The sequence below is a fragment of the Streptomyces sp. NPDC058457 genome, from assembly GCF_042720695.1.
In the GTDB taxonomy this organism is placed as follows: Bacteria; Actinomycetota; Actinomycetes; order Streptomycetales; family Streptomycetaceae; genus Streptomyces.
Genome location: NZ_JBHXLU010000116.1, coordinates 1 through 26,609 on the forward strand (window position 1 = coordinate 1; position 26,609 = coordinate 26,609).

Annotated in this window: 27 protein-coding genes and 1 pseudogene; 18 read left to right on the forward strand and 10 right to left on the reverse strand. The window is 70.3% G+C overall.

Going from position 1 to position 26,609, the window contains the following annotated elements; translation table 11 throughout:
* Nucleotides 1-224 precede the first annotated feature (224 nt).
* Genes ACFWPS_RS47965 through ACFWPS_RS47980 form a run of 4 tightly spaced genes read right to left on the reverse strand, consistent with a single transcriptional unit; the run spans nt 225 to nt 4,995 of the window.
* A complete protein-coding gene (locus ACFWPS_RS47965; RefSeq protein WP_383719025.1) occupies nt 225-1,757 on the reverse strand; it encodes a glycosyl hydrolase family 28 protein in 1,533 nt (510 codons plus the stop codon).
* A 33-nt stretch (nt 1,758-1,790) separates the two neighbouring features.
* Nucleotides 1,791-2,654, reverse strand: coding sequence for a carbohydrate ABC transporter permease (locus ACFWPS_RS47970; protein ID WP_383719027.1), 864 nt, complete (start codon nt 2,652-2,654; stop codon nt 1,791-1,793).
* Nucleotides 2,651-3,649, reverse strand: a complete 999-nt coding sequence (locus tag ACFWPS_RS47975) for a carbohydrate ABC transporter permease (RefSeq protein WP_383719030.1) — start codon at nt 3,647-3,649, stop codon at nt 2,651-2,653. Before ACFWPS_RS47975 ends, ACFWPS_RS47970 begins: the two co-directional genes overlap by 4 nt.
* Nucleotides 3,646-4,995, reverse strand: a complete 1,350-nt coding sequence (locus tag ACFWPS_RS47980) for an extracellular solute-binding protein (protein ID WP_383719033.1) — start codon at nt 4,993-4,995, stop codon at nt 3,646-3,648. The genes ACFWPS_RS47975 and ACFWPS_RS47980 overlap by 4 nt, the downstream gene beginning before the upstream one ends.
* A gap of 330 nt (nt 4,996-5,325) precedes the next feature.
* On the opposite strand from ACFWPS_RS47980, the gene ACFWPS_RS47985 reads away from it, so the two are divergent.
* The 6 genes from ACFWPS_RS47985 to ACFWPS_RS48010 all read left to right on the forward strand — a co-directional run bounded on the left by ACFWPS_RS47985 (nt 5,326) and on the right by ACFWPS_RS48010 (nt 11,598).
* Nucleotides 5,326-6,654, forward strand: coding sequence for an ABC transporter substrate-binding protein (locus ACFWPS_RS47985; protein ID WP_383719036.1), 1,329 nt, complete (start codon nt 5,326-5,328; stop codon nt 6,652-6,654).
* Between the two features lie 13 nt (nt 6,655-6,667).
* Complete coding sequence (locus ACFWPS_RS47990) at nt 6,668-7,552, forward strand: carbohydrate ABC transporter permease (RefSeq protein WP_383719039.1); 885 nt, start codon at nt 6,668-6,670, stop codon at nt 7,550-7,552.
* The gene (locus ACFWPS_RS47995) at nt 7,552-8,457 is read left to right on the forward strand and encodes a carbohydrate ABC transporter permease (protein ID WP_383719042.1); all 906 of its coding nucleotides are present in this window, start codon (nt 7,552-7,554) and stop codon (nt 8,455-8,457) included. Before ACFWPS_RS47990 ends, ACFWPS_RS47995 begins: the two co-directional genes overlap by 1 nt.
* Nucleotides 8,454-10,097, forward strand: coding sequence for a family 43 glycosylhydrolase (locus ACFWPS_RS48000; protein WP_383719045.1), 1,644 nt, complete (start codon nt 8,454-8,456; stop codon nt 10,095-10,097). Before ACFWPS_RS47995 ends, ACFWPS_RS48000 begins: the two co-directional genes overlap by 4 nt.
* A gap of 199 nt (nt 10,098-10,296) precedes the next feature.
* Nucleotides 10,297-11,361 (forward strand): LacI family DNA-binding transcriptional regulator, encoded by a 1,065-nt coding sequence (locus ACFWPS_RS48005; protein WP_383719048.1) that lies wholly within the window; start codon nt 10,297-10,299, stop codon nt 11,359-11,361.
* Between the two features lie 30 nt (nt 11,362-11,391).
* Complete coding sequence (locus ACFWPS_RS48010) at nt 11,392-11,598, forward strand: hypothetical protein (protein ID WP_383719050.1); 207 nt, start codon at nt 11,392-11,394, stop codon at nt 11,596-11,598.
* Between the two features lie 107 nt (nt 11,599-11,705).
* Here ACFWPS_RS48010 and ACFWPS_RS48015 read toward each other — a convergent pair whose 3' ends face one another.
* The 4 genes from ACFWPS_RS48015 to ACFWPS_RS48030 all read right to left on the reverse strand — a co-directional run bounded on the left by ACFWPS_RS48015 (nt 11,706) and on the right by ACFWPS_RS48030 (nt 13,759).
* Nucleotides 11,706-11,951 (reverse strand): hypothetical protein, encoded by a 246-nt coding sequence (locus ACFWPS_RS48015; RefSeq protein ID WP_383719053.1) that lies wholly within the window; start codon nt 11,949-11,951, stop codon nt 11,706-11,708.
* On the reverse strand, nt 11,948-12,814 hold the full coding sequence (locus ACFWPS_RS48020; RefSeq protein WP_383719056.1) for an oxaloacetate decarboxylase: 867 nt from the start codon (nt 12,812-12,814) through the stop codon (nt 11,948-11,950). Before ACFWPS_RS48020 ends, ACFWPS_RS48015 begins: the two co-directional genes overlap by 4 nt.
* A 160-nt stretch (nt 12,815-12,974) precedes the next feature.
* Nucleotides 12,975-13,079, reverse strand: a complete 105-nt coding sequence (locus ACFWPS_RS48025) for a hypothetical protein (RefSeq protein ID WP_383719059.1) — start codon at nt 13,077-13,079, stop codon at nt 12,975-12,977.
* A gap of 134 nt (nt 13,080-13,213) precedes the next feature.
* On the reverse strand, nt 13,214-13,759 hold the full coding sequence (locus ACFWPS_RS48030) for a membrane lipoprotein (RefSeq protein ID WP_383719061.1): 546 nt from the start codon (nt 13,757-13,759) through the stop codon (nt 13,214-13,216).
* Between the two features lie 96 nt (nt 13,760-13,855).
* On the opposite strand from ACFWPS_RS48030, the pseudogene ACFWPS_RS48035 reads away from it, so the two are divergent.
* A pseudogene (locus ACFWPS_RS48035) lies at nt 13,856-14,047 on the forward strand (VOC family protein); the annotation flags it as partial.
* 139 nt (nt 14,048-14,186) lie between these two features.
* A complete protein-coding gene (locus ACFWPS_RS48040; RefSeq protein WP_383719064.1) occupies nt 14,187-14,585 on the forward strand; it encodes a VOC family protein in 399 nt (132 codons plus the stop codon).
* On the opposite strand, the gene ACFWPS_RS48045 is transcribed toward ACFWPS_RS48040, so the two are convergent.
* On the reverse strand, nt 14,571-15,239 hold the full coding sequence (locus ACFWPS_RS48045; RefSeq protein WP_383719067.1) for a helix-turn-helix domain-containing protein: 669 nt from the start codon (nt 15,237-15,239) through the stop codon (nt 14,571-14,573). The genes ACFWPS_RS48040 and ACFWPS_RS48045 overlap by 15 nt on opposite strands.
* Nucleotides 15,240-15,371: 132 nt before the next feature.
* On the reverse strand, nt 15,372-16,517 hold the full coding sequence (locus tag ACFWPS_RS48050; RefSeq protein ID WP_383719070.1) for a YihY/virulence factor BrkB family protein: 1,146 nt from the start codon (nt 16,515-16,517) through the stop codon (nt 15,372-15,374).
* A gap of 127 nt (nt 16,518-16,644) precedes the next feature.
* Between ACFWPS_RS48050 and ACFWPS_RS48055 the strand changes: the two genes are divergently transcribed.
* The 10 genes from ACFWPS_RS48055 (at nt 16,645) to cysD (ending at nt 26,608) form a co-directional block, all read left to right on the forward strand.
* Nucleotides 16,645-18,279 (forward strand): acyl-CoA dehydrogenase family protein, encoded by a 1,635-nt coding sequence (locus ACFWPS_RS48055; RefSeq protein WP_383719073.1) that lies wholly within the window; start codon nt 16,645-16,647, stop codon nt 18,277-18,279.
* Nucleotides 18,280-18,693: 414 nt separating this feature from the next.
* Nucleotides 18,694-19,971, forward strand: coding sequence for a GAF domain-containing protein (locus ACFWPS_RS48060; protein ID WP_383719076.1), 1,278 nt, complete (start codon nt 18,694-18,696; stop codon nt 19,969-19,971).
* A 184-nt stretch (nt 19,972-20,155) separates the two neighbouring features.
* Complete coding sequence (locus ACFWPS_RS48065; RefSeq protein WP_383719078.1) at nt 20,156-21,490, forward strand: hypothetical protein; 1,335 nt, start codon at nt 20,156-20,158, stop codon at nt 21,488-21,490.
* A gap of 137 nt (nt 21,491-21,627) precedes the next feature.
* Nucleotides 21,628-22,218: a GNAT family N-acetyltransferase gene (locus ACFWPS_RS48070; protein ID WP_383719081.1), complete on the forward strand. Its 591-nt coding sequence runs from the start codon at nt 21,628-21,630 to the stop codon at nt 22,216-22,218.
* A gap of 92 nt (nt 22,219-22,310) precedes the next feature.
* The gene (locus tag ACFWPS_RS48075; RefSeq protein ID WP_309500612.1) at nt 22,311-22,394 is read left to right on the forward strand and encodes a putative leader peptide; all 84 of its coding nucleotides are present in this window, start codon (nt 22,311-22,313) and stop codon (nt 22,392-22,394) included.
* Nucleotides 22,395-22,520: 126 nt separating this feature from the next.
* Nucleotides 22,521-24,218, forward strand: coding sequence for a nitrite/sulfite reductase (locus ACFWPS_RS48080; RefSeq protein ID WP_383719084.1), 1,698 nt, complete (start codon nt 22,521-22,523; stop codon nt 24,216-24,218).
* The gene (locus ACFWPS_RS48085) at nt 24,215-24,394 is read left to right on the forward strand and encodes a hypothetical protein (protein WP_217546992.1); all 180 of its coding nucleotides are present in this window, start codon (nt 24,215-24,217) and stop codon (nt 24,392-24,394) included. Before ACFWPS_RS48080 ends, ACFWPS_RS48085 begins: the two co-directional genes overlap by 4 nt.
* Entirely contained in the window at nt 24,391-25,101 is a 711-nt protein-coding gene (locus ACFWPS_RS48090; protein ID WP_383719087.1) for a phosphoadenylyl-sulfate reductase, read from the forward strand. The genes ACFWPS_RS48085 and ACFWPS_RS48090 overlap by 4 nt, the downstream gene beginning before the upstream one ends.
* A complete protein-coding gene (cysC, locus tag ACFWPS_RS48095) occupies nt 25,098-25,673 on the forward strand; it encodes an adenylyl-sulfate kinase (RefSeq protein ID WP_383719089.1) in 576 nt (191 codons plus the stop codon). Before ACFWPS_RS48090 ends, cysC begins: the two co-directional genes overlap by 4 nt.
* Nucleotides 25,670-26,608, forward strand: a complete 939-nt coding sequence (gene cysD, locus ACFWPS_RS48100; RefSeq protein WP_383719092.1) for a sulfate adenylyltransferase subunit CysD — start codon at nt 25,670-25,672, stop codon at nt 26,606-26,608. Before cysC ends, cysD begins: the two co-directional genes overlap by 4 nt.
* Nucleotide 26,609: the final 1 nt, after the last annotated feature.

The following is a 26,609-nucleotide window of genomic DNA, read 5'->3' on the forward strand; positions in this document are numbered from 1 at the left end:
CGCGGCGGCCCCCCACCGCACCCCCCGGCCGGTCCCCGAACCTGTCCCTCGCCATCTCCCTCCGCGGCCCCCACCACACCCTCGGCCCCCGGGGCTGTAGTCATCAGCGGCTCCGCCGCGGGGCGCAACCAGCCACGACGGCGCCGCAGCCGACCCACAGCCCCTCCCCGCCCCGCGGCGGAGCCGCAGATCGATACGGCCAGCGGAGCTATGTGCGGGGATCGTCATGACGCGGCGGCCGCCTCGGCCTCGGCGGTGGTGAGGAACTTCAGGTTGGTTACGTGCTCGTTGTAGAACCACTGGATCTCGTCAGTGGTGTAGTACCAGCTCGGCTTCTTCATGGAGTCGGCGATGACGACGCCGTTGATCACCAGGTTCTCGAAGGTGACGTTGGTGATGGCGTGGTCGGCGTCGTAGCCGAGGAACAGGGACGGGTTGGCGTGCGTGCCCGTGTAGCTGAGGTTCTTGACGTAGACGCCGTCGATGCCGCGGCCGACCGAGGTGTTGTACTTCGTGTTGTACATGACCTTCATGTAGATGACCTGGCCCCAGCGGAAGTCCTCGATCCGGACGTCCTCGATGCGGACGTTCCTGATCAGGTTGGAGTCGCCGGGGTTGAGGGCGATGCAGCCCTGGTAGTTCATCTGGGGTTCGCGGTGGTCGAGGATGTCGATGTTGCGGATGACCAGGTTCTCGATCGTCTCCGGGGCGTCGCTGTTGCCGTGCGTGCCGATGTTGACCGGGTGGGCGACGTCGGCCCACAGGGAGCAGTTCTGCACGGTGATGTCGCGGGTGTCGCCGTAGTAGTCCCAGCGGTGGGCGTAGATGGCGATGCAGTCGTCGGAGTTGCGCAGGAAGCAGCCGTCGATGAGGACGTCGCTGGAGGAGAAGATGTCGATGCCGTCGCCGTTGCCCTTGGAGCTGAAGCCGCGGACCTTCCTGATGCGGACGTTCTGGGCCTCGCCGAGGGTGGCGATGTAGTTGCCCGGGTTCATGATGATGACGTCCTCGACCCGGATGTTCTTGCTGCCCTCGCAGAGCACGCCCTGTCCGGAGCTCGCCCAGATCATGCCGTGGCCCTTGAGCGCGGCCTTCTCGACGTCCTTGAAGTAGACGGTGGCCTTGAGGACGGCGCCGCCGGCGAGGTAGACGGTCTTGCCGCTGGGGACGGTGAGGACTCCGCCGGTGACGGTCTGCACGCCGGGGCCGAAGTAGATGACGTCCGGGTCGTCGGCGGCGGGTGCGTGGTGCTCGACGCGGTTGGTGATGAGGTGCAGGCAGTCGAAGATCTCGTCGTTGATCTGGACGACCAGGTCCTTCGGTTCGTCGAGGGTGAACCGCAGGGTGTCGCCGAGGAGTTCGGGTGTGATGCCGTACGAGTCGGGTCTCACCCGGGCCTTGGTGGTGCCGCCCTTGAGATAGGTCACCTCGACTTCGACGGAGCACTGGAAGTCGAAGTACACCATCGAGGAGTTGTAGACCTTGCCGGAGCCGGTGGCGGCGTTGATCTCCTCCAGCTGCGGCCGGTAGACGTCGAGGGTCTGCCAGTCGCCGTCGGGGGCGGTGCGGACCCGCACCTGGAAGCTGGTGTTGGTCGGTACGGCGGACGGGCGGGGGTAGGTGACCAGCTTCGGGCGGGACCCGGCGTCGTCGTCGGCGTGGGCGGCGGTCGCGGGGAGACCGCCCGAGAGGCCGGCGGCGAGCACGCTGGCGCCGGCGGCTTGCAGGGCGGTTCGGCGGGAGAAGGGCGCGGTCATGGGTCACTCCTTGCAACAGGTCTGCGGGTTGGGCTACTTGAGGCCGGACGTCGACAGGCCGGCGACGAAGCCGCGCTGGGCGACGAGGAAGACCAGCAGGATGGGGACGACGTACATCACGGAGGCGGCGGCCTGGAGGTTGGTGATGGGGGTGCCGGCCGAGGAGACGTAGGTGGTCATCACGGCGACGGCGAGGGTGGAGCGGTCGGTGGACAGCAGGAGTTGCGGCGCGATGTAGTCGCCCCAGGTCCAGGTGAAGGCGATGACGAAGCTCGCGGAGAGCACCGGCCAGGACTGCGGCAGGAAGATCCGCCAGAACATCCCGGCGTATCCGCAGCCGTCGACGATGGCGGCCTCCTCCAGTTCGCGGGGCAGTCCCGCGAAGAACTGCCGGAAGAGGAAGACCAGGTAGGGGGCGGACGACAGTCCCCACAGCACCCAGGGCCAGTAGGTGTCGACCATGCCGAGCTTGGCGAAGATCAGGTAGGTCGGCAGCAGGGTGATCATCTGGGGCAGCATCATCGAGCCGATGAGGATGCCGAACAGGGTCTTCTTCCCGGGTGCGGTGAGCCGGGCGAAGCCGAAGCCGACCCAGGCGGAGCTGAGGGTGACGAGGGTCGCGTAGATGGTGGCGATGATCAGGGAGTTGCGGGCGTAGCCGAGGAAGTCGATGAGGCGGTAGGCGTCGGCGAAGTTGTGCCACTGGAAGTGGGTGGGCAGCCAGTGCACGGGGGCGGCGGCCAGTTCGGCCGGGGCCTTCAGGCCGGTGAGCACCAGCCAGCCGAACGGGCCGAGGAACAGGCCGGTCACGACGACCAGGACCGTGTAGAGGACGAGCCGGTTGACGCGTATCCGCGTCCGGGCCGGGGACTTGGGGGTCACGCTGGTGACGGTCATTTCCTCGCCTCCGGGTCGACGTTGTAGAACACCACGCCGGAGGTGAACCTGAAGATGAGTCCGGTCGCGATGAGGATGAGGACGAAGAGCACCCACAGCAGTGCGGAGGCGTATCCGTAGCGGCCGAGCGCGAAGTACTCGGAGAAGACGTGGATCATGTACGTGTAGTTGGACTGCGGGATCGTGGTGAGGCCGCCCGTGGTGGCGATGGGCGCCAGCAGCATCGGCATGATGGTCTGCACCGAGGCGATCACCCCGGTCACGGTCTGGAAGAGCAGCACCGGCGACAGCAGCGGCACGGTGATGCTGCGGAAGGTCCGCCAGGCGCCCGCTCCGTCGATACGGGCCGCCTCGTGGAGTTCGCGGGGCACGTCCTGGAGCCCTGCCAACGAGATGATCATGATGTTGCCGGCCGCCCAGAGGACCGTCATGACGAGGACGTAGCGGGCGTAGGGGTCGGCCAGCCAGCCGATCGCGTCGAAGCCGAAGAAGGTCAGCACCCCGTTGGCGGCACCGGAGTTCTGGTCGAAGAGGTTCTTGAAGGCGATGCCAGCGCCGACCGGGGGCACCACGGCCGGCAGATAGAGCAGGGTGCGGAAGAGCCCGCGTCCCCTGACCGGCCGGTTGACCAGGACGGCGAGCCCGAGCCCGGCGATGATCGACAGCGGCACCGAGAGCAGCGCGAACAGTCCCGCCCGGCCCAGGGCGTCCCAGGTCGTCGGATCCCCCATCAGTTCGCGGTAGTTGCCGAGGCCGACGTAGTGCCAGTTCGGTGAGATGCCGTCGTACGTGGTGAAGCTCAGCCACAGTGCGTACACCATCGGGGTGATGGTCAGCAGCGTGAAGCCGATGATCCACGGCGAGGTGAACATGTAGAACGCGCGGTGCCTGCGGACCGTCATCGAGGGCCCGGTGCGCTCGGCGGAACCGGCCCGCCCGGCACCCGCGGTCGAACTCGGCCGGCCGGCGACCGAGGAGACCTGATCGGCCGTCATCCCACTTGCTCCTTACCGCGCTTGAGCTGCTGGTTGATGGTCGAGTTCAGGCGTCCGGCGACGGCGTCGACGGAGATCTCACCCGTCATCGCGGGCGTGGCGACCTGGTTGAAGAGCGCCTCGAAGGCGTCCCCCGAGATGTAGGGCGACAGGGAGACCACCGAGAAGTGCCTGAGCTCGTTCTCCTGCGCCCGCAGGGTCCGCTTCTGGTACTCCTCCTTGGCGGGCATCAGCGGCCGCAGGGACTTCAGAGTGGGGATGCCCCAGCCGCTGGAGGCGCGCGCCTTGGCCGGTGCCTCGCCGAAGAACCACTCGAAGACCCGCCAGGCGGCGTCCTTGTTCTTCGCCTTCCGCGGCATCCACAGACCGGTGCCGCCCTGGCAGGCGCTGATGCGCGGGCCCCCCGCGAAGACCGGGGCGGGAGCCAGCCGGGAGACCTGCGCCAGCTTCCTGTCGGTGCCGATCATGCCGCCCATCCAGTAGCCGGAGTTCGACATGGCCAGCCGTCCGGCCTGGTAGGTCGGCCCGTCCCAGCCGTTGGGGTCGGGCAGGACCGGACTGGGCCCGACCTTGAGCTTGCAGTAGCCGAGGTACCAGGCCAGCGCCTTGCGGGCCTCGGGGGTGGTGAAGTCGACCCTGGAGAAGTCGTCGCTGAAAAGGCTGCCGCCGGCGGAGGCGGTCATGGTCGCCATGAGGGTGAGTTTGACCAGGCCGTTGTAGCTGCCGCCGAAGACGGTCGTCTGGCCCTTCGAACGCTGTGCGAGCTGTTGAGCATCGTCCAGCCACTCGTCGAAGGTGACGGGCACGGTCTCGGACGGGTAGGTGACGCCCTTCCTGTCGAAGGCCGCGGTGTTGAACCAGAACATGGAGTCCTGGGAGAAGTCCTTCGCCATTCCGTAACGGGGCCCCTTGCCCTGGGACTTGCCGTCGTAGCGCCAGAGGTCGTTGACGGGGTCCAGGTCGTCGAGCCGGAGAACACTGCTCCCGGCGAAGTAGTCGTCCAGCTCCTGCATCACGTCCCGCGCCGCGAAGTACGCCGCGTCCACGGCGCCGACACCGCGCACCAGGTCCGGCGGGCTGCCGCTGGTGAGCATCGCGATCAGTTTGGTGATGTCGTAGTCGACCCGCTTGATCGTGACGCCGGTTTCCTTCTTGGCCTGCTTGACCAGGTCGGGGCTGAGGTCGTCGGCCTTGACCATCATGGTGACGGTCTCGCCCGAGCTGCTGACCCCGGTGGACACCTGGAGCGCACAGCCGCCGAGCGACGCGGCACCGGCCGCGGCACCCGCCGCCGACAGGGCGAGAAAGCTGCGCCGGCTGACCGGAGCACGGGCGTGCGTCTGCATGAACTACCCACTCTCTGAAAGGAGGTGACCGGATGTCGGCTCGGTTGGCAACCGGTTGCTATGAGCGGTGAGGGGAGCTTCAACCCGTAGGAGAGCGTCGTCAAGAGGCGCGACGAACTTTCGAAAACCCTCCAGCGGCAACCGGTTGTTCTTGCGTACCGGTTGCTGCTCACGGACCGTTCGACCGACCGCACGTCGAAAGATTCCGACTCATACCCCTTGCTGGGAGCGGCCGAGCCGTCCTACTGTCCCGTGGAAACCGGTTTCTAAGGCACTGCCGAGCCGCCGCCCTCCTCCCCGAGAGCGCCCACCTCCGAAGGAACACGGTCAATGAACTCCACCAGGTTGGTCCGCGCCGCGATCGCGGGCCTCGTGCTGACAGGTCTGCTCTCCGCCTGCGGCGGATCGGACTCCGGCTCCGGCGGCTCCGACTCGGCCTCCGGCCCGGTCACCCTGCCCTTCTGGGGCTGGGCGAACGGCCAGGACGCCGTGGTGAAGGCGTTCAACGCCGCTCACAAGGACGTCCAGCTGAAGTACACGAAGGTCACCGACCAGCTGACCATGCAGAAGCAGCTCACCAACGCGGTGAAGGCGGGCAACGCGCCCTGCCTGGTGCAGAACACCGCTGAATACGTGACGAGTTGGGTCGCCCAGGGCGCCCTCGCCGACATCTCGAAGTACGTCGGGTCGGCCAAGGACAAGTTCAACTCCGGCTCCTGGTCGGCCGCGCAGGTGCAGGGCAAGCTGTACGGCGTCCCCACCAGCTCCGCGCCGAACTTCACCATCTACCGTACGGACGTCTTCCAGAAGTACGGCCTCAAGGCCCCCACCACCTGGGACGAGTTCGTCGCGGCGGGCAAGACGCTCAAGAAGCACGGCGTCAAGATCACCAACTTCGCCGGTGAGGACCCCAGCACCCTCGAAGTGCTCTCCATGCAGGCGGGCGCCCACTGGTACGCGATCGACGGCGACTCCTGGAAGGTGGACTTCCAGGACGCGGGCACCCTGAAGGCCGCCGACGTGATCCAGCAGATCATCGACAACGGCCTCGACTCCACACTGTCCTTCGCCGACTACGCGGCCGTACAGCGCAACTACGACAACGGCGGCACCGCGACCCGGCAGATCTCCACCTGGCAGATGGCCGGCATGGTGCAGAACTTCACCAAGTCCTTCGGCAAGTGGGCCCTCGCCCCCTGGCCGACCTTCTCCGGCGAGACCGCGAAGACCCCGGCCGGCACCAACCTCACCGGCAGCGTCACCCTCGTCACCAAACAGTGCGCACACCAACAGCAGGCCGCCGAGGCCGCGTTGTGGATGTCCACCGACTCCGGCGCGGTGAAGACGATGGCCAGCCCGACCACCGGCAACGGCGTGATGCCCGCACTCGCCGACAGCAGCGCCTACGTCGACGAGGCGATCTCGCAGAAGCTCCTCGGTTCCCACTACGACCCGGCGAAGAAGGTCGTCACCGACAGTCTGAACACGGTCACCACCGACTGGACCTTCGGCCCCGACTGGACGGCCATGTTCACCGAGTTGCAGAGCGGCTGGGCGAAGGTGGTCAGCAAGCAGCAGAAGGTCACCGACCTCCTCGCCCACATGCAGCAGTGGACGGTCAACGACCTGAAGTCCCGCGGCATCAGCGTCGAGGGCTGAGGCAGGCATACGGATGGTCCGCTCCCAGCGCTGGAAGGGCGCCGCCTTCACGGTGCCCTTCCAGCTCGGCTTCGTCTTCCTCTACCTGATCCCGATCGGGTACGCCGTCTACGAGTCGCTGTACCGCTCGCAGTCCTCCGGCCTGGGCCTCGGCGGCACCACCGACACGTTCTCGGGCCTGGCCAACTACCGTCAGGGCCTGACGGACCCGGCGTTCCTCGACTCGGTCCTGCGCGTTCTGCTGTTCGCCTGCGTCCAGATCCCCGTGATGCTCCTCGTCAGCCTGCTCCTCGCGCTCTTCCTGGACACGCTGACATCCCGGGCGGCAGGCCGCTTCCGGATCCTGCTCCTGGTGCCGTACATGATCCCGGGCGTGGTCGCGGCGATCATCTGGATCAACCTCTACAGCCCGGACGTCGGTCCCCTCACTCCCCTGGCCAAAGCATTCGGCCTCGACTGGAACTTCTTCGCGCCGTCGATGGTGTGGCCGTCCATCGGCAACCTGCTCACCTGGCACGGCATCGGCTACAACATGGTGATCATCTACTCGGCGCTGCAAGGCGTCCCGCGCGAGCTCTTCGAGGCGGCACGGCTGGACGGCGCCTCGGAGCCCCGCATCGCCCTGAGTATCAAGGTCCCCTACGTACGAGGTGCGTTGGTCCTCACCGGCATGCTGTCGATCATCCAGATGCTCCAGATCTTCAACGAGCCGGCCCTGTTCCGGAACGTCACGCCCCAGACGGTGAGCGACAGCTTCACCCCGATCATGGTCATCTACAACCAGGCGTTCAACGCGGGCAACTACCACTACGCGGCGGCCCTTTCGGTCCTGCTGGCCCTGATCCTCGGCATCGCCTCATTCCTCTTCTACCGGCTGACCGCGAAGGAGGCGGACTGATGGCACTCGCCGAGGAGCGCACCAGGACACACCCCGTCCGCCGCATCAACAAGCCCGATCCGGCGGCCCGTTCCCGAGGCGGCCAGCGCTTCCTCCTCGTCGGCCTGGCCCTGGCGAGCGCGTACAGCCTCTTCCCGGTCTGGTGGCTGATCGTCGCCGCGACGAAGGACCGCACCGCCCTCTACCAGAGCAACGGCCTCTGGTTCTCCGGCTGGCACCTCTGGACCAACCTGCACCAGCTGTTCACCTACGAGAACGGCATCTTCCTGCGCTGGACCGCCAACTCGTTCCTCTATGCCGGAGTCGGCTCCCTCGGCGGCACCCTGATCGCCCTCGCCACCGGCTACGGCCTCGCCCGCTTCCAGTTCCCGGGCCGCAACCTGGTCTTCGCCTGCGTGGTCGGTTCCTTCCTGGTCCCGATCGCCCTGCTGACCCTGCCCCTCTACCTCCTCTTCTCGAAGATCGGCCTGGTGGACACCCCCTGGGCGATGCTGATCCCCTGCCTGGTCAACCCGTTCAGCGTCTACCTGGCGAAGGTCTACACCGAGGCCACCGTCCCCTACGAACTCCTGGAAGCCGCCCGCATCGACGGCGCGGGCGAACTGCGCATCTTCTTCTCCATCGTCCTGCGCATGATGACCACCGGCGGCGCCACCGTCTTCCTGCTGGCCTTCGTCAACACCTGGAACGCCTTCTTCCTCCCGCTCACCGTGCTCCGCGGCGAGGAGAACTGGACCCTCAACCTGGGCCTGTACAACTGGTCCGGCAAACGCCTGGAATCCGGCGTCGACCTGACCGGCCTGGTCCTCACCGGCGCCCTGCTCTCCATCGTCCCGATGGCCGTCATGATGATCGCGATGCGCCGCTACTGGCGTACCGGAGTCACCCTGGGAGCCCTCAAGTGACCGAACTCCACAACCCGGTGATCCGCGGCTTCGCCCCCGACCCCTCCCTGGTCCGCGCCGGCGACTGGTACTACCTCGCCAACAGCTCCTTCGAATGGTTCCCGACGATCCCGATCCACCGCTCCCGCGACCTGGCGCACTGGGAGTACGCGGGCCACGTCGAGGGCGCGGCCCCCGGCGACTGTCTGGCCGGCGTGCCCGACTCGGGCGGCATCTGGGCGCCGTCCCTGAGCTGGGACGGCGAGCGCTTCTGGGTGACGTACTCCGTCGTCCGCTCGGTCGGCACCCCGTACTTCGACGCGGACACATACGTCAGTACGGCCGCCGAGGTGTCCGGCCCCTGGAGTCCCCCACGCCGCATCCCGAGCCACGGCTTCGACCCCGCGCTCCACCACGAGGACGGTCACCTCTGGCTCCTCAACCTCCAGAACGACCACCGCCCGGGCGGCCGGCGCTTCGCGGGCATCGTCGCCACGGAACTCGACCGGAAGACGCTCACCCCCGTAGGCACCACTCGACTCCTCCTCCAGCACGACCGGTTGATCGAGGGCCCGAAGCTGCTGAAGAGGGAGGACTGGTACGTCCTGGTCCTCGCGGAGGGTGGCACGGGTTTCGAACACGGGGTACGGGTGGCCCGCAGCCGCAGCCTCACCGGCCCGTACGAACTCGACGAACGGCCGCTGCTGACGACGAGGGACGACCCCGAGTGGCCGTTGCAGAAGGCAGGACACGCGGAGTTGGTGGAGACACCGGACGGCGAGTGGTTCCTGAGCCACCTGACGGCACGCCCGCTGAAGACGTCAAAGGGCCTACGGTGCCCACTCGGCCGCGAGACGGCGATCCAGGCGGTCACCTGGGACGCGGAGGGCTGGCCGAGACTGCGGCACGCCGACGCCCGACCAGCGGTCACAATCGAGGTACCAGACGCAGAACCCCCTGCTTTCAGGGGCGCGGGGCTGCATTCGATATGCGGCTACCGCCGCGTGGGCGCGACCGGCCCCCACCCGCCCGCAGACGACAACGCACCCCCCTACTACACCCTCCGCTCCCCCGCAGACCCCTCCTGGATAGACCCCACCACCCGCCCCGGCTGGCTACGCCTCCGCGGCCACCACGGCCCCGACTCCCTCTGGTCCCACCACCTCCTGGCCCGCCGCATCACCGAACACCACGCCGAGGCCCAGGTAACCCTCCAGGCCACCCCGTCCACCTTCACCCAGTCCGCCGGCCTGCTCCTCTGGTACAACACCTCGGCCTACTACGCCCTGGACCTCACCTGGTCGGAGCCGGAGGGCGAAGCACAGCACGGCCAGCAATGGCAGGACACGGGCCGGACCGTGCTCGCCCTGACCAGCCGCGACGAAACAGAGACGCGCACACCGGCCGTCGTAGACGTCGACACAGCCACCCCCCTCACCCTCGGCGTCACAGTGCACCGCACCGACGCCCAGTTCTGGCACCTCCGCAAAGGCACCCGCTCCCCCATCGGCCCGCCCCTCGACTTCACCCGCCTCTCCGACGACCACGGCACCCGCCTCCGCTTCACGGGAGCGATGGCCGCGATCCACGCCGTGGACCTCGTCGACGCCTCCTTCACCGCCGACTTCACCGATTTCCGGGTCATCTGCACCCCCGCATAGCCCCGGCCTCCCTGTTCGAAGTTTCGAAAGTCCCACCCCCGCCGATCCCGTGAATTCCCAGGTCTTCACGCCGAGTTGACGCGCACCTATCTTAGGAAGCGCTTACTGCACGGCTTGCACACAGACCGCGGAAGCAGCGTTGGTCGCAACTTTCGTTACTTTCGTTGGCCCAAGGGCGGGCCGGAGAGGCGGGTTCCCCATGGTCCGTGCCGGAGGTACGAGCGTGGCGGCGGCCGGTCCGACGCTGGCGGTGGTGGCCCGCGAGGCGGGCGTCTCCGTACCGACCGCGTCGAAGGTGGTGAACGGCAGGGACGACGTGGCCCCCGAGACCCGCCGCCGGGTCACCGAGGCCCTCGAACGGCTCGGCTACGTCCGCAGACCGCGGTTCGACGCGACGAAGGCCCCCGCCCTGATCGACCTGGTCGTACAGGCGCTGGACAGCTCGTGGTCGGGTGCGGTGCTGCACGGGGTGGAGGAGGCGGCGTACGAGGCGGGTCTCGAGATCGTGGTGTCGGCGGGGCCGGCCCGGACCAGGGCGGGCCGCCCGGAGCGCGGCTGGCTGGACAAGCTGACCGCACGCGGCTCGTCCGGGGTGCTGTTCAACCTGGCCGAGCTGACCCAGGCGCAGTACGCCTGGCTGGACCACCACCGCATCCCGTACGTCCTGATCGACCCGGTCCATGAGCCCCCGGCGGGCGTGGTCTCCGTCGGGGCGGCCAACTGGCAGGGCGGGGTCACCGCGACCGAGCACCTGCTCGCCCTCGGCCATGAGCGGATCGCGGTGATCGCCGGCAACCGGCGCCGGATCTGCAGCGGCGCCCGCGTGGCCGGCTACCGCTCGGCGCTAGCCTCGGCGGGGCTGCGCCACCGGGGCGAGTACGTCCGGCACGCCGGCTTCGACGAGGAGACGGCCCGCCACCGTATGCGCGAACTGCTCGACCTGCCGGAGCCGCCGACCGCCGTGTTCGTCTGCTCCGACCGGATGGCGCTCGGGGTGTACGCGGCGCTGGCCGAACGCGGGCTGCGGGTACCGGCGGACATCAGTGTGGTCGGCTTCGACGACCTGCCCGAGGCACGCTGGGGGACCCCGGCGCTGACCACGGTCCGTCAGCCTCTGTCGGAGATGGCGGCGACGGCGCTGCGGCTGCTGGTACGGCTGATGCACGGGGAGCGTCCGGAGGGCACCCGGACGGAGCTGTCGACCAGGCTGGTGGTGCGGGCCAGCACGGCGGCCCCGCCTGCCCGTTCAGCCGTACGAGGGTGACCGTGCCCTCGTCAAGATCGTTTCCAGGGCATGAATCCCACCCTGCGCACCGCGGCGGCCTGCGCCCTGGCCGTAGCCGCCCTGACCACGGCCCTGGGCACCGCCCGGGCCACCACCCTGACCCTCGCCCCGGCCCGGCCCCACGCCACGGTGGCCGTCCCGGCGGCCGACGAGCACGACCCGAAGGAGGACGTGGAACTGGACGAGAACGGCCGTCCGGACCTGAACGAGGACTGAGGCGGAACGCCCCGTCAGGGGCGCTGGGGGTCCCCCCGGCCGAAGGCCGGGGGGAGGAACCGCGGGTCCAGCCACAACGGACCCGCGGTTCCCCACCGGCCGGTCGCTCAGTCGTCGTCGTCCTGGCGCGGCTCCCCGAGCAGCGCCTGGATCGCGTCCACTGCGCTGCCGTCGTGGTCGCTGCCGGCCGTGCCTCTGCCTGCCTGGATGTTCGCCGTGCGGTCCACCTCAAGGATGGAGTCCGCGTTGGAGTTGTCCAGCACGGTGATCAGGCCGCCGCCCGCGTGCGCGGGGGCCACGGCCGCGCCGAGCAGCGCCGCCGTGAGGGCCGCGGCGGTCCGCAACCGCGTCACACGCCCACGCCCTCGGGCTCGTCGAGCCGTTCCCGGGCGATGTTCCGCTCCAGCAGGGTGGTGGACGCCTTGACGCCGACGCCGCCGGCCGCGTCGACCGACGGCAGCCGGCCGTCCGCGGACTTCAGCTCGCTCAGCGCCGACTCCATCGCCTCGTGCGCGGCGAACAGACAGGGCGTGGAGTAGATCGCGACGTCGACGCCGAGGTCGTCCAGCTCGGTGAGCGAGAGCCGGGGCGACTTGCCGCCGCCGATCTGGTTGAAGAGCAGTGGCTTGTCGCCGACGACCTTGCGGATGCGGCGGATCCACTCCTCGCTGCGCACCCCGTCGACCAGGATCACGTCGGCGTCGGTGGCGGCGAGCCGCTCCGCGCGGTGCAGGATGTCGTGCTCGTCGGTGGCGTCCGTGCGGGCCACGACGACCAGGTCCTGGCGGGTCTCCAGGACCTTCTCCAGCTTGTCCAGGTACTCCTCCAGGGGCAGCACCTGCTTGCCGTCGGCGTGCCCGCAGCGGCGCGGCCGCTTCTGGTCCTCCAGGATCACCCCGGAGGCACCGATCCGCTCCAGCCCCTCCACGACGTGGCAGGCGACCTCGGGGTCGACGTACCCGTCGTCGATGTCGACGAGGAGATGGTGGTGCGGGAACGCGCCCCGCAGCCGCTGGACGAAGGCCACCATGTCGGGCCAGGCGATGAATCCGATGTCCGGCAGGCCGTAGTACGAGGCGGCGAAGCCGAAGCCGGAGACGAACATCCCGTCGTAGTGCTTGGCGGCGATCGACGCCGAGTACATGTCGTACACGCCGACCAGCGGGGTGGTCCCCGGCCCGGCGATCTGTTCGCGCAGCTTTTTCCCGTAAGTCAAGGTCCGGCTCCTCCTGTGGGTGGGTGGCGCGGGGGCACAGCTCGGCACCCGCGTCTCGACGCCCTTTGCCAAGACAAGAGCATCTCTAGATACGCACGTGACTATCTCCGTGCGCGACCTTTACTCACCCCAATGGCGGATCCGGTTCACCGGAGAAACGTCACTGGACAGGCCGTGCGGCCCAGGCGACACCCCCGTACCGGTGGGCCGGGAAGCCGGAATCCCGGTAGGCCTCCCGGGCGTGACCGAGGGCTGTGCAGAACACCCGTCCGGCCGCATGTCCACACCACCAGGACAGCGGATGGCCGTCCTCCGCCCCGCCCCGTCGTACGACGTCTCGTCGGCGCGCAGCAGGACCCGGACCCGGCCGGGGGCTGTTCGACGGCGGCCGGGGCCGGCTCAGAGGCCCGGCGTCGGGACACTGTTGTCGGGCGGGCCGCCGTCCCCGTTGGTCGGCAGGTCGCCGCGCTGCACCGGTTCGCCGTCGGTGAAGGCCGGGTCGGGGGTGGGCAGCAGGGTGTCGAGTTCGCCGGCGGTGGGGCGGTGGACGGCGCGCAGCGCCTTGCCCAGCACCGCGTCGGAGACCCCGCCCTCGCCCTCCAGCCACACCACGCAGTCCTTCTCCGTCACCTCGTACTTGTGCTGCCCGGCGTAGCGCAGGTGGTCGGTGTAGAGGTGGATGACGGCACCGGTCCGGTCCGTGTACGCGGCGGAGAAGCCGTCGTCGCCCTGTACGCCGACGGACTGCTGGGCGAGGGTGAAACCCGCCGCGTCGGTGACGTAGACCAGCTCCGGGGCTATCCCCAACGCCTTTGCCTTGGCGGCCAGTTCGGCCTGGTCTGCGGGGGCGCCGGAGTCTCCGGAGCCCGCCTTCTCGGTGCCGCAGCCGGTGAGCAGGGTGGCGGCGAGGAGCAGGGGCGGCAGGACGCGCACGGCACGGATCATGGGCCCATCGTGCCGCACAGGTGTTCCACAGGGGACCGGTTTTTCTCCCGTCCCCAGACACCGGTACCGCGCCGGGAACGGGTGGCCTCGGCCGGGGTGGACACCGTTCCCCCGCTCCTCGACCACCTGGTGCCGACGACGCCCGATCTCGCCGCGACCGTCGCCGACTTCGCCCGGCGGACCGAGGTGACACCCGCCCCCGGCGGGGCCCACCCGGACCTCGGGACGCGCAACCATCTGGTGTCCCTGGGCGACGCGGGCGGTCTGGAGATCCCTGCCGGCGGCCCTGGGCACGGATCCCGCCCTCTTTGAGGGGCCGGTGTCGCTGTCCTTCACCGTCGACACCCCGCACGGCCCGGTGACCTTCGGCTGAGCCGGTGTCCGATTCCTTCAAGACCGGTAACCGGACCCCGCCTACGGTGACGGCATGACTCCACGATTCGCCGTGATCGGTCTCGTCAGCTCCGACCTGACCGCGTCCCTCGCCTTCTACCGCCGCCTCGGCCTGGCCTTCCCGCCCGGCGCCGAGGAACAGCCGCACGTCGAGGCAGAGTTGCCCGGCGGACTCACCCTCGCCCTGGACACGGAGGAGACGATCCGCTCCTTCCACCCGGCCTGGCACCCGCCGGCCGGGGGCGGCCGGGTGGGGCTCGCCTTCCGCTGCGACTCGCCCGCGGGGGTCGACGCGCTCTACGACGACCTGGTGGGCGCCGGATACCACGGCGAACTCAAGCCGTGGGACGCGTTCTGGGGCCAGCGGTACGCCACGGTGCACGACCCCGACGGCAACGGCGTCGACCTGTTCGCCCCGCTACCCGCCGAGTAGCCCGGTCAGCGGCAGCCCCGCCAGCTCCCGCACGTCCCGGGCGAGATGGGGCTGATCCGCGTACCCCGCCCGGACCGCCGTCTCCGCGAGCGGCACCCCGCCCCGGGCGAGCGCGAGCGCCCGCTGCATCCGGAGCACCCGGGCCAGCGTCTTGGGCCCGTAGCCGAAGGCAGCACGACTGCGCCGGTGCAACTGACGGGCGCCGAGGCCGAGTTCGTCGGCGACGGCGGCGACGGGGCGCCCCGCGCCCAGGGCTTCGACCAGCCGCCGCAGCGACGGGTCGGAAGGCAGCGCCCGTTCCAGGGCGATCTCCTCCAGGGCGCCGGCCGGATCGCCCGCACCCGCGACCCGGTCCCGCAGCCGCCGCACGTCCGCGACCGGCCACAGGTCACTCAGCTCGACCCGCTGATCAAGCAGTGCGTACGCCGGCACACCGAGGACGGCGGGCGCGGTACCGGGGTAGAAGCGCAGGCCGACCCACACGCCCTGGGCGCCCTCGGACACATAGGCACGCGTATCGGGCCCGGCGACCAGCAGCCGCCCGTCATGCCAGAGCAGATCCATACACCCGTCGGGCAGCACACGGCCGTCCCCGACCGGGGTATTCACCCACACGACCGCCCCAGCCAGCCGCGACGCCCGCTCCTCATACACATGGGCCAGCGTACGCGCGCCCCTTCAGGGGCACGGGGCTGTGTTCGACATGCGGCTGCCGCCGCGTGGGCGCGAGCAGCCACGACGAGCCCGCAGCCCGCCCGGGCCTCGCCCCGACGGCGGAACCGTCCCTCAGCCGCTCTCCGGCTTATGGGGTGGATGGCTGCTCTTCACATGCGTACGCAACCGCGCCGTGACGTCCTCCGGCGGCAGGAACCTGGACCAGCGCTCCGGGAACTCCGACGGCATGTCGGGATCGTCCGGGTCCCCGGGATCGACCTCCCGGGCCGCGGCCGCGCGGGCCACGTACTCGGCGACCTGGGCCTCCCGCAGCCGCTCGTTGGCGGCGCGCGCCGCGGCCGTCGCGGCGGCCGGCCAGACCCGGTCGATCGCGGCGTTCACGGCGGCGCCGACCAGCACGGCGAAGGCCGACACGCCGATCCACAGGAGCACGGCGACGGACGCGGCGAGCGAGCCGTAGATCGTCGCGCCCTCGATGGTGTTGGTCAGGTAGATACGCAGCAGAAAGCTGCCGAGAACCCACATGGCCAGGGCGACCAGGGCGCCGGGGACGTCCTCGACCCACGGTGAGCGCACCGGCACGGAGACGTGGTACAGCGTGGTCAGGAAGACGACGGACAGGACGATCACGACCGGCCAGTACAGGACCTGGACGAGCGTCTCCGACCAGGGCACGATCCCGACCACCGCGTCCGGTCCTGCCACCATCAGCGGCAGCGCCACGGAGCCGATCAGCAGCGCGGCGATGAAGAGCAGGAAGGAGACGATCCGGGTCTTCACGATGCCCCGGACGCCGTCGAGGCCGTACATCACCGTGATCGTGTCGATGAAGACGTTCACCGCGCGGGAGCCCGACCACAGGGCGAACAGGAAGCCGATGGAGATGACGTCGGGGCGGCCGCCGCGTACCACGTCGCGCAGGATCGGCTCGGCGATCTCCTTCACGCCCTTGTCGGAAAGGACCGTGCGGGAGGCGTCCAGAAGGTTGGCCTCCAGGCTGGCGATGGTGTGGGCACCGGTCCAGGCGTCGACGTAGCCGAGCAGGCCGATGAGGCTGAGCAGCAGCGGCGGGACGGACAGCAGGGTGAAGAAGGCGGCCTCGGCGGCGAGGCCGAGGATGCGGTACTCCATGCAGGAATTGGTGGTGTCCTTGACCAGCAGCCAGGCCGTCCTGCGCTTGGAGACGTTCCGGTAGAGGGCTCTGGCCCGGTGGAGCCGGCCGGAGGGCCGCTCGGGGGTATCGCTTGCTGGCTGCACGCCCTAACGGTATCCGCCGTCCGGGACCGTCCTCACCTCACGGGGCTCCGGCCGGGGCGGACGCGGTGGGCGGGGCCGCTGTGTCAGGCTGGAGACCACCGCCGCAGCTCCGGGTAGGTTCGCAGACATGGCAGGCAACACCACGCATACCGTGAGCAACCAGCCGCCCCCGCTGGCCGGATACGACCTTTTCGCCGCCGACCGGGCCCTCGTCGAGGCCGTCGGGCGGCACACCGACCCCGAGCTGCTCGGCGAGGTACGCGCCGAGCTGTCGGGGATCGGCGTCTCGGCCGGCTCGGCGCAGGTGCAGGAGTGGGGAGCACAGGCGAACGAGCACCCGCCGCGGCTGCGCACCCACGACCGCTACGGCCACCGGATCGACGAGGTCGAGTTCCATCCCGCCTGGCACCGGCTGCTCGGCAAGGGCGTCGGCGCGGGCCTGACCACCGGCTGGGTACGGCCGTCGGGGCACGTCCGGCGGGCCGCCGCCTTCCTGGTCTGGACCCAGGTCGAGGCCGGCAGCTGCTGCCCGCTGTCGATGACCAACGCGGCGGTGCCCGTGCTGCGCACCGACCCGGAGCTGGCCGCCGTGTGGGAGCCGCTGCTGACGTCCACGGTCTACGACCGCGGGCTGCGGCCCGCGGCGCGGAAGGCCGGCGCCCTGTTCGGCATGGGCATGACGGAGAAACAGGGCGGCAGCGACGTACAGGCGAACACGACCGCCGCGGCGCCGCTCGCCGAGGCCGGGACGTACACCCTCACCGGGCACAAGTGGTTCTGCTCGGCACCGATGTCGGACGGCTTCCTGGTGCTGGCCCAGGCCCCGGACGGGCTCACCTGTTTCCTCGTGCCGCGGGTCCTGGCGGACGGCACCCGGAACGTCTTCCTCCTCCAGCGGCTCAAGGACAAGCTCGGCAACCGGTCGAACGCGTCGGGCGAGGTCGAGTTCGACGGGACCTGGGCGCGACGGGTGGGCGAGGAGGGGCGCGGGGTGCGGACCATCATCGAGATGGTCGCCGCGACCCGGCTGGACTGCGTGCTGGGCTCGGCGGGGCTGATGCGGCAGGCGGTGGCGCAGGCCGTGCACCACGCCACGCACCGCGAGGCGTTCGGCGGGCGGCTGGCCGACAAGCCGCTGATGCGCAACGTGCTGGCCGACCTGGCGATCGAGTCGGAGGCCGCGACCACCCTCGCGCTGCGGCTGGCCGCCGCCTACGACGACGGCGGTGATTCCGAACGGGCCCTGCTGCGGCTGGCGCTGCCGGCCGCCAAGTACTGGGTGACCAAGCGCTGCGCGCCGCTGGTGGTGGAGGCGGCGGAGTGCCTGGGCGGCAACGGCTACGTGGAGGAGTCGGGGCTGCCCCGGCTGGTCCGCGAGTCCCCGCTCAACTCGGTCTGGGAGGGCGCCGGCAACATCCAGGCCCTGGACGTGCTCCGCGCGCTGCAACGCGAGCCGGGCGCGCTGGACGCCTACCTCCAGGAGATCGGCCGGGCCCACGGCGCCGACCACCGCCTGGACCGCGCGGTCAAGGACCTCTTCTCCGAACTGGCCGACCTGGAGGGCATGGAGGCCCGGGCCAGACGCCTGGCGGAACGCCTGGCAACAGTCCTCCAGGGCTCCCTACTGGTCCGCTTCGCCCCGCCGGAGGCGGCGGACGCCTTCTGCGCATCGAGGCTGGGCACCGACTGGGGTTCGACCTTCGGCACCCTGCCGAGCAGCCTGGACCTCACGGCGGTAGTGGACCGAGCCCGAGCCTGCTGAGAACGCTCCCTGCAACTCCCAAGGGGCGCGGGGAACTGCGCGAGCAACCCTCCACAACCGTCAGCCGCCAACGCACCGCAAGCCGCTCCCCTTACCGCGCACGGCCAAGGCGCCGCAGGCTGCGGCAGGGGTGGTGCTGCGCCGACACGGCACCACCCCCGCCTCTTCGGCCCATGTCAGGCCTCCGACGCCGTGGCGTCCGCTCAAGTTTCGGCCACCTCCGGCCCGTTCACCAGGGTTGCAAGGGGTTGCAACATATCGGTGACTGTGTGCGGACTGTGTGCCTCCGGCACCGGAAAACGGCAGTATAAGACGCGCAGTCGGACCGGAAACCGCCGCCCGGACGGCTTGACAGCGACTCATCGATGCCTTTTTCGAGGCGTATCCGGGAGGACCTCAGTGGGGAACCCGCCGATGGACGTGGCGCGACTCGCCGCGAAGGACGCGGCGCAGGCGGCGCGGGTACTGAACGAGGTGCGCGAGGCCAGACTCGCCGGACAGCGTGGGCGGGTGGCGCCCCGGCCGGTGATCGAACAGTCCTGGGGGCGGATGCTGCGCAGCGGCGTCGACCCCGACCACGACTTCCGTTCGGGGCTGCTGTCCACCGACGAAGTCCGGCGCAGACGCGAGGAGTCACCGCTCAAGGACGTGCTGCCGGTCCTGCGCGAGGGACTGCTTTCGGTCGCGGACGTCGCCCAGCACATCATGGTGGTGGCGGATGCCGACGGCCGGGTGCTGTGGCGGGAGGGTTCGTCGCCGGTGCTGCGCAAGGCGGACGGGCTGGGCTTCGAACTCGGGGCCGACTGGCGCGAAGACGTCGTCGGGACCAACGGGGTCGGCACCCCGGCGGTGGTGCGCAGGCCCGTGCAGGTGTTCGCCGCCGAGCACTTCGTCCGCTCGCACGTCTCCTGGACGTGTTCCGGCGCCCCGATCACGGACCCGCGGGACGGCAGCCTGCTCGGTGTGGTGGACGTCAGCGGCCCGCTGGAGACCATGCACCCGGCGACCCTGGCCTGGGTGAACTCGGTGGCGAAGCTCGCCGAGGCCCGGCTGCGGGAACTGCACCTGGACGGGCTGGAGCGGCTGCGGGCGGTCGCGGCGCCGGTACTGGCCCGGCTGGGCGGGCGGGCACTGGTGGTGGACACCGACGGCTGGACCGCGGCGGTCACCGGCATGCCGTATCCACGGCGGCTCGCGCTGCCCAAGTCGCTGTCGCCGGGGCGCCGGTGGCTGCCCGCGCTCGGGCTGTGCGCGGTGGAGCCGCTGGCCGGGGGCTGGCTGCTGCGGGCGGTGGACGAGCCGGCGCCGGTGGGCGGGGGCCGGCTCGTGCTCGACCTGGCCCGGCCGCGCCGGCCCTCCATGACGGTCGGCGGCGGCGCGGGCTCGTGGTCCCGTGAACTCAGTCCCCGGCACGCCGAGTTGCTGTACCTGCTGGCGGTGCGGCGCGCCGGGCGCAGCGCGGCCGGGCTGGCCGAGGACGTCTTCGGGGACGCCTCGCGGACCGTGACCGTGCGCGCGGAGATGTCCAGGATCCGGCGGTATCTCGGGGCCCTTCTCGAACACCGGCCGTACCGCTTCCGCGACGACGCCGAGATCGAGGTGCTGCTCCCCGACGACCCGCGCGACCTGCTGCCGTACTCGACCGCCCCGGCCGTGGCGGCGGGCCGGACGCCGGGCCCCCGGACCGGATGACTGTCCCCGCCCCCGGAGTTATTTAACGCATCCGAGGCATCGGGGGAGGTATCTTCCGCATATTTGCGGGGTCTTCGAGGTACGGCGCCGCCGACTGCCGTAGCATCCCGGTACGGGCCTCCCCACCTGCTCCTTGGTCAACGCTCGGACCATCAGGCGCAGTTGGCCCGCCTCGGGAGGACACATGAAGCAACGCGGCAGACACCGACGGCGCAGACGGGGTGCGGCGCTGCGCGCCGCCCTGGCCGGGACCGCGCTGGCGCTCACCGCGGCGGCTACGATCGTCAGCGCCTCGCAGGCCACGGTCGCCGAGGACCCCGGCGCGCTGAAGCCACTGACCTCCACCACCGACACCGCCCCGCTGCAGCTCCAGGAACACCTCGTACCGCGCCGCTCGCTGGACCGGCTCGCCTCCGCGATGGGCGGCACGGTCGGGGTCGCCGACGTGCTGGCCGAGGCCGACCACACCCTGCGTGAGGCGGCCGACTGCGACTCCGACGACCGGGACTCGCTGCCGGTCACCCCGGCCGCCACCGAGGCGTACTGCTGGGACCCCACCGACACCCTCACCGACGACTGGCGGCCGGCCTCGGTGACCACCTCCTCGGAGGCGGACGACGACGGCCTGTGGGGCGCCAACCGGGTCGTCCTGGCCGGCTGGACGCACAGCACGTCCACCGGCCCCGCCGCCTCCCGGGGCCTGGCCAGGGTCGCGGTGATCAACGCGAACGACCCCGCCCACCCCTCCTACTCCTGGGTCCTGCTGACCGTGCCCAGCGCCGACGGCAGCACCTACCGGGGCCTGACCTCGCAGATCTCCGGCATGGCCTGGTACGAGGACAAGCTCCTGGTCACCACCGTCCAGGGCAGTGCCGACGCGCTCTACGTCTACGACCTCAACCGCATCCAGCGGACCTCGGTGCTGACCGACGCGGTCGGCCGGGTGTCCGGCGGCTGGTCGGCCGACGGTTTCCGGTACGTGATGCCCGCCGTGGGCTCGTACCGCTACACCGCCGGAGCCTGCTCACGGACCGGCGCGCCCTGTCCGAGCGCGCTCTCCGTGGACCGGGGGACGGCCCCGGACAGCCTGGTCCTCGGCGAGTGGACGCCCGCCGACAGCGATCAGCACGCCCGGCTGTGGCGGTACGCGTTCGACGAGAGCCCGAAGCGTGACGGACTGCTGACCACGGACGCCTTCGGCCGGGCGGACGCGGTCGAGGCCTACCGGACCGGGGCCTCGGAGATCCGGGGCGTCCTGTCGTACCGGCCGCCTGGCGCGACGGACTCCGAGTGGTACGTGGGTCATCTGCCCGGCGCCATGGACGGGCACGGCAGTCTGTGGCGGCAGGACTCCAAGGGTGCCCACGCGGCCGGCTGCGGCTCGGACGCCTCGCACCGCTGCTGGGGCGAGGACACCGGCTCGCTCTCCTACGCGCCGGACACGGGCGAGGTGTGGTCGGTCACGAACCGCATGCTGTTCTCGGTCCCGCTGCGCTCGATCGACGCGTCGCTCGGATAACACCGCCGGCGCGTCGGTGGGCCGGCAGCCGCAGGCGCGTCGGTGGGCCGGCAGCCGTCGGTGGGCCGGCAGCCGCGGGCGCGTCGCTCCGGCGGCAGCTGTCGACATGTCCGGGGCCGGGATGATTGCCTGGCCCCATGAGCAGCATCGTCGTCACCACCTGGTCCCTGGAGCAGACCTCCCCGGCCGACCTCCTGCCCGCCGCCGTCCCGGACGGCGACACGGTCGGGATCGTCCGCTCCGAGGTCCCCTCCCCCGAGTTCAGCCGTTTCCTGTACGCCTCGGTCGGCGGCGACATCCGCTGGACCGACCGGCTGGGCTGGAGCTACGCCCGCTGGCAGCAGTGCCTGGAGCGGCCGGGCGTGGAGACCTGGGTGGCATACGACCGGGGCACCCCGGCGGGCTACGTCGAGCTCGACCCGCAGGACGACGGGGTCGTGGAGATCGCCTACTTCGGTCTGATGCCGGCGTTCCGGGGCCGGCGGATCGGCGGCCACCTGCTGTCGTACGGTGTCGCGCGGGCCTGGGACCTGGCGGAGCGGTGGGACGGGCGGCCGCCGACGAAGCGGGTGTGGGTGCACACCTGCAGTCTGGACGGCGAGCACGCGATGGCGAACTATCAGCGGCGGGGGTTCCGGCTCTTCGACACGAAGAGCGAGGAGGAACCGGACGTCTCGGCGCCCGGTCCGTGGCCCGGGGCGCACACCACCGCGCGGAACGGGGCGTGACCCACAACACTCCGTCTCACTATTCAGAATAGATTCGTCCGAATCGCGGACAATGGTGGACTGGCCGGAGATCCGCGTGACACGCTTCCGTCATGTCTGGAACTGGAATTGCCTTGGTGAGTCGGCGGCACGTCGACCTCGGCCGCATGTCCAGCGCCATCTGTCCGGCGGGCTGAGAGCACAGCACCGCCGCGCTTTCCTGTCCAGACCTCCCTTGCGCAGTGCCGCGCAGACATGCCCCTCGTGCGCCCGCAGGCGCAGGTCAGAGCCGCTTCCCCGCTGTCTGAAGGACGTATATCGCCATGGCCGCCACCCCGCAGAACCCTGCCGCGTCCGCGCCCCGCCGCAAGGTGAGCCGTCACCGCGGCGAGGGTCAGTGGGCTATGGGGCACTTCACCCCGCTCAACGGCAACGAGCAGTTCAAGAAGGACGACGACGGTCTCAATGTGCGGACACGCATTGAGACGATCTACTCCAAGCGCGGCTTCGACTCGATCGACCCCAACGACCTGCGCGGACGTATGCGCTGGTGGGGCCTGTACACGCAGCGCAAGCCCGGCATCGACGGCGGCAAGACCGCCATCCTGGAGCCGGAGGAGCTGGACGACAAGTACTTCATGCTGCGGGTGCGCATCGACGGCGGCCGGCTGACCACGCAGCAGCTGCGGGTGATCGGCGAGATCTCGCAGGAGTTCGCCCGAGGCAGCGCGGACGTCACCGACCGGCAGAACATCCAGCTGCACTGGATCCGCATCGAGGACGTTCCCGAGATCTGGAACCGCCTCGAAGCGGTCGGTCTGTCCACCACCGAGGCGTGCGGCGACACCCCGCGGGTCGTCATCGGCTCGCCGGTCGCCGGCATCGCCGAGGACGAGATCATCGACGGCTCCTGGGCGATCGACGAGATCAACAAGCGGTACATCGGCAGCAAGGAGTTCTCCAACCTGCCGCGCAAGTTCAAGTCCGCGATCTCGGGCTCGCCGCTGCTGGACGTGGTGCACGAGATCAACGACATCGCGTTCGTCGGCGTGGAGCACCCCGAGCACGGCCCCGGCTTCGACCTGTGGGTGGGCGGCGGCCTGTCCACCAACCCGAAGATCGGCGTCCGGCTCGGCGCCTGGGTGCCGCTGGACGAGGTCCCGGACGTGTGGGCCGGCGTGATCGGTATCTTCCGGGACTACGGCTACCGGCGGCTGCGCACCCGCGCCCGGCTGAAGTTCCTGGTCGCCGACTGGGGTGCGGAGAAGTTCCGCCAGATCCTGGAGGACGAGTACCTCAAGCGCGCGCTCGTCGACGGCCCGGCCCCCGCCGAGCCCGTGTCGCGCTGGCGGGACCACGTCGGTGTGCACCGGCAGCAGGACGGCAACTTCTACGTCGGGTTCGCCCCGCGCGTCGGCCGGGTGGACGGCGCCACCCTGGCGAAGATCGCGGACCTCGCCGAGGCGCACGGCTCGGGCCGGGTGCGGACCACCGTAGAGCAGAAGATGATCGTCCTCGATGTCACGGAGGACCAGGTCGAGTCGCTGGTCGAGGCCCTGGAGGCGCTGGACCTCACCGCCCGGCCGTCCTCGTTCCGGCGCGGCACCATGGCCTGCACCGGCATCGAGTACTGCAAGCTCGCGATCGTCGAGACCAAGCAGCGCGGCTCCACCCTCATCGACGAGCTGGAGCGCCGGCTGCCCGAGTTCGACGAGCCGCTCACCATCAACATCAACGGCTGCCCGAACGCCTGCGCCCGTATCCAGGTCGCGGACATCGGTCTCAAGGGCCAGCTGGTCCTGAACGACGCGGGCGAGCAGGTCGAGGGCTTCCAGGTGCACCTGGGCGGTGCGCTCGGTCTGGAGGCCGGTTTCGGCCGCAAGGTCCGCGGTCTCAAGGTGACCTCGGAGGAGCTGCCGGACTACGTCGAGCGGGTGCTCAGGCGCTTCCAGGCGGAGCGCGCGGACGGCGAGCGGTTCGCCGCCTGGGCGTCCCGCGCCAGTGAGGAGGCCCTCTCATGAGCGAGCGGGCCGCCCCCTTCTACTGCCCCTACTGCGGCGACGAGGACCTGCGTCCGAACGAGCAGGGCCACGGCGCCTGGGAATGCGCGGCCTGCAACCGCGCATTCCAGCTGAAGTTCCTCGGGCTGCTCGCCCGGGGGCTGAAGCACTCCGAAGCTGGAGGGGAACAGATATGACCACGGCTCAGGAAGACCGTACGACCGACGAACTGAAGGCGCTGGCCGAGCAGGCGGGCCGCGACCTCGAAGATGCCTCCGCCCTGGAGATCCTCCAGTGGGCGGTGGACACCTTCGGCAAGGGCTTCTGCGTGACCTCCTCCATGGAGGACGCGGTGGTGGCCCATCTGGCGTCCCGCGTCCAGAAGGGCGTCGACGTCGTCTTCCTCGACACCGGCTACCACTTCCCGGAGACCATCGGCACCCGGGACGCGGTCGAGGCCGTGATGGACGTCAACGTCATCACCCTCACCCCGCGCCAGACCGTCGCCGAGCAGGACGCCGAGTACGGCCCCAGGCTGCACGACCGCGACCCCGACCTGTGCTGCAAGCTCCGCAAGGTGCAGCCCCTGGAACGGGGTCTGACGAAGTACGCGGCCTGGGCGACCGGGCTGCGCCGTGACGAGTCCCCGACCCGGGCGAACACCCCGGTCGTCGGCTGGGACGAGAAGCGGCAGAAGGTCAAGATCTCCCCGATCGCCCGCTGGACCCAGGACGACGTGGACGACTACGTCGCGGAACACGGCGTCCTGACCAACCCGCTGCTGATGGACGGCTACGCGTCCGTCGGCTGCGCGCCCTGCACCCGCCGGGTGCTGGAGGGCGAGGACGCGCGCGCCGGCCGCTGGGCGGGGCGGGCCAAGACCGAGTGCGGACTGCACGGATGACGACCATCGGGCTTTCGACGAACCAGGAGAACAACGTGACGACCGGAGCCACCGTCTGGCTCACGGGTCTGCCGAGTGCCGGCAAGACCACCATCGCGTACGAGCTGGCCGCCCGGCTGCGCGAGGAGGGCCACCTCGTCGAGGTGCTCGACGGCGACGAGATCCGCGAGTTCGTCTCGGCGGGCCTCGGCTTCAGCCGCGAGGACCGGCACACCAACGTGCAGCGCATCGGCTTCGTCGCCGAGCTGCTGGCCCGTAACGGCGTCAAGGCGCTGGTCCCGGTGATCGCCCCGTACGCGGACAGCCGCGACGCGGTACGCAAGCGCCACGACGAGAACGGCACCGCGTACGTCGAGGTGCACGTGGCGACCCCGGTCGAGGTGTGCTCCGTACGCGATGTGAAGGGTCTGTACGCCAAGCAGGCCGCGGGTGAGCTGACCGGGCTGACCGGTGTCGACGACCCGTACGAGGAGCCCGAGACGCCCGATCTGCGGATCGAGTCGCAGCACCAGAGCGTCCAGGAGTCCGCGGCGTCCGTGCACGCCCTGCTGAGCGGGAAGGGACTGGCATGACGACGACCGTGGCGGCTCACGGGGAGGGCACGGGCACCCCGTACGCCCTGTCCCACCTGGACGCGCTGGAGTCCGAGGCGGTCCACATCTTCCGCGAGGTGGCGGGCGAGTTCGAACGGCCGGTGATCCTGTTCTCCGGCGGCAAGGACTCCATCGTCATGCTGCACCTCGCGCTCAAGGCGTTCGCCCCCGCGGCGATCCCCTTCTCGCTGCTGCACGTGGACACCGGACACAACTTCCCCGAGGTCCTCGGCTACCGGGACCGCACGGTCGAGCAGCACGGACTGCGCCTGCACGTGGCCTCCGTACAGGACTACATCGACCGCGGTGTGCTCAAGGAGCGTCCGGACGGCGTCCGCAACCCGCTGCAGACGCTGCCGCTGACGGAGAAGATCCAGGGCGAGAAGTTCGACGCGGTCTTCGGCGGCGGCCGCCGCGACGAGGAGAAGGCGCGGGCGAAGGAACGCGTGTTCTCCCTGCGCGACGAGTTCTCCCAGTGGGACCCGCGCCGCCAGCGCCCCGAGCTGTGGAACCTCTACAACGGCCGCCACGCCCCCGGCGAGCACGTCCGCGTGTTCCCGCTGTCCAACTGGACCGAGCTGGACGTCTGGCAGTACATCGCCCGCGAGGGCATCGAGCTGCCGCAGATCTACTTCGCGCACGAGCGCGAGGTGTTCCAGCGGGACGGGATGTGGCTGACAGCCGGTGAGTGGGGCGGCCCGAAGGACGCCGAGACGGTCGAGAAGCGCCAGGTGCGCTACCGGACCGTCGGCGACATGTCCTGCACCGGCGCCGTCGACTCCGACGCCGACACGCTGGACGCCGTGATCGCCGAGATCGCCGCCTCCCGGCTCACCGAGCGCGGCGCCACCCGGGCCGACGACAAGCTCTCCGAGGCCGCGATGGAAGACCGCAAGCGCGAGGGGTACTTCTAAG

Bases quoted from the DNA above. Each gene is read 5' to 3' on its own strand.
- ACFWPS_RS47965 (WP_383719025.1), bottom strand. From the start codon at position 1,757: ATGACCGCGCCCTTCTCCCGCCGAACCGCCCTGCAAGCCGCCGGCGCC.
- ACFWPS_RS47970 (WP_383719027.1), bottom strand. From the start codon at position 2,654: ATGACCGTCACCAGCGTGACCCCCAAGTCCCCGGCCCGGACGCGGATA.
- ACFWPS_RS47975 (WP_383719030.1), bottom strand. From the start codon at position 3,649: ATGACGGCCGATCAGGTCTCCTCGGTCGCCGGCCGGCCGAGTTCGACC.
- ACFWPS_RS47980 (WP_383719033.1), bottom strand. From the start codon at position 4,995: ATGCAGACGCACGCCCGTGCTCCGGTCAGCCGGCGCAGCTTTCTCGCC.
- ACFWPS_RS47985 (WP_383719036.1), top strand. From the start codon at position 5,326: ATGAACTCCACCAGGTTGGTCCGCGCCGCGATCGCGGGCCTCGTGCTG.
- ACFWPS_RS47990 (WP_383719039.1), top strand. From the start codon at position 6,668: ATGGTCCGCTCCCAGCGCTGGAAGGGCGCCGCCTTCACGGTGCCCTTC.
- ACFWPS_RS47995 (WP_383719042.1), top strand. From the start codon at position 7,552: ATGGCACTCGCCGAGGAGCGCACCAGGACACACCCCGTCCGCCGCATC.
- ACFWPS_RS48005 (WP_383719048.1), top strand. From the start codon at position 10,297: ATGGTCCGTGCCGGAGGTACGAGCGTGGCGGCGGCCGGTCCGACGCTG.
- ACFWPS_RS48010 (WP_383719050.1), top strand. From the start codon at position 11,392: ATGAATCCCACCCTGCGCACCGCGGCGGCCTGCGCCCTGGCCGTAGCC.
- ACFWPS_RS48030 (WP_383719061.1), bottom strand. From the start codon at position 13,759: ATGATCCGTGCCGTGCGCGTCCTGCCGCCCCTGCTCCTCGCCGCCACC.
- ACFWPS_RS48040 (WP_383719064.1), top strand. From the start codon at position 14,187: ATGACTCCACGATTCGCCGTGATCGGTCTCGTCAGCTCCGACCTGACC.
- ACFWPS_RS48055 (WP_383719073.1), top strand. From the start codon at position 16,645: ATGGCAGGCAACACCACGCATACCGTGAGCAACCAGCCGCCCCCGCTG.
- ACFWPS_RS48060 (WP_383719076.1), top strand. From the start codon at position 18,694: ATGGACGTGGCGCGACTCGCCGCGAAGGACGCGGCGCAGGCGGCGCGG.
- ACFWPS_RS48065 (WP_383719078.1), top strand. From the start codon at position 20,156: ATGAAGCAACGCGGCAGACACCGACGGCGCAGACGGGGTGCGGCGCTG.
- ACFWPS_RS48070 (WP_383719081.1), top strand. From the start codon at position 21,628: ATGAGCAGCATCGTCGTCACCACCTGGTCCCTGGAGCAGACCTCCCCG.
- ACFWPS_RS48075 (WP_309500612.1), top strand. From the start codon at position 22,311: ATGTCTGGAACTGGAATTGCCTTGGTGAGTCGGCGGCACGTCGACCTC.
- ACFWPS_RS48080 (WP_383719084.1), top strand. From the start codon at position 22,521: ATGGCCGCCACCCCGCAGAACCCTGCCGCGTCCGCGCCCCGCCGCAAG.
- ACFWPS_RS48085 (WP_217546992.1), top strand. From the start codon at position 24,215: ATGAGCGAGCGGGCCGCCCCCTTCTACTGCCCCTACTGCGGCGACGAG.
- ACFWPS_RS48090 (WP_383719087.1), top strand. From the start codon at position 24,391: ATGACCACGGCTCAGGAAGACCGTACGACCGACGAACTGAAGGCGCTG.
- cysC (WP_383719089.1), top strand. From the start codon at position 25,098: ATGACGACCATCGGGCTTTCGACGAACCAGGAGAACAACGTGACGACC.
- cysD (WP_383719092.1), top strand. From the start codon at position 25,670: ATGACGACGACCGTGGCGGCTCACGGGGAGGGCACGGGCACCCCGTAC.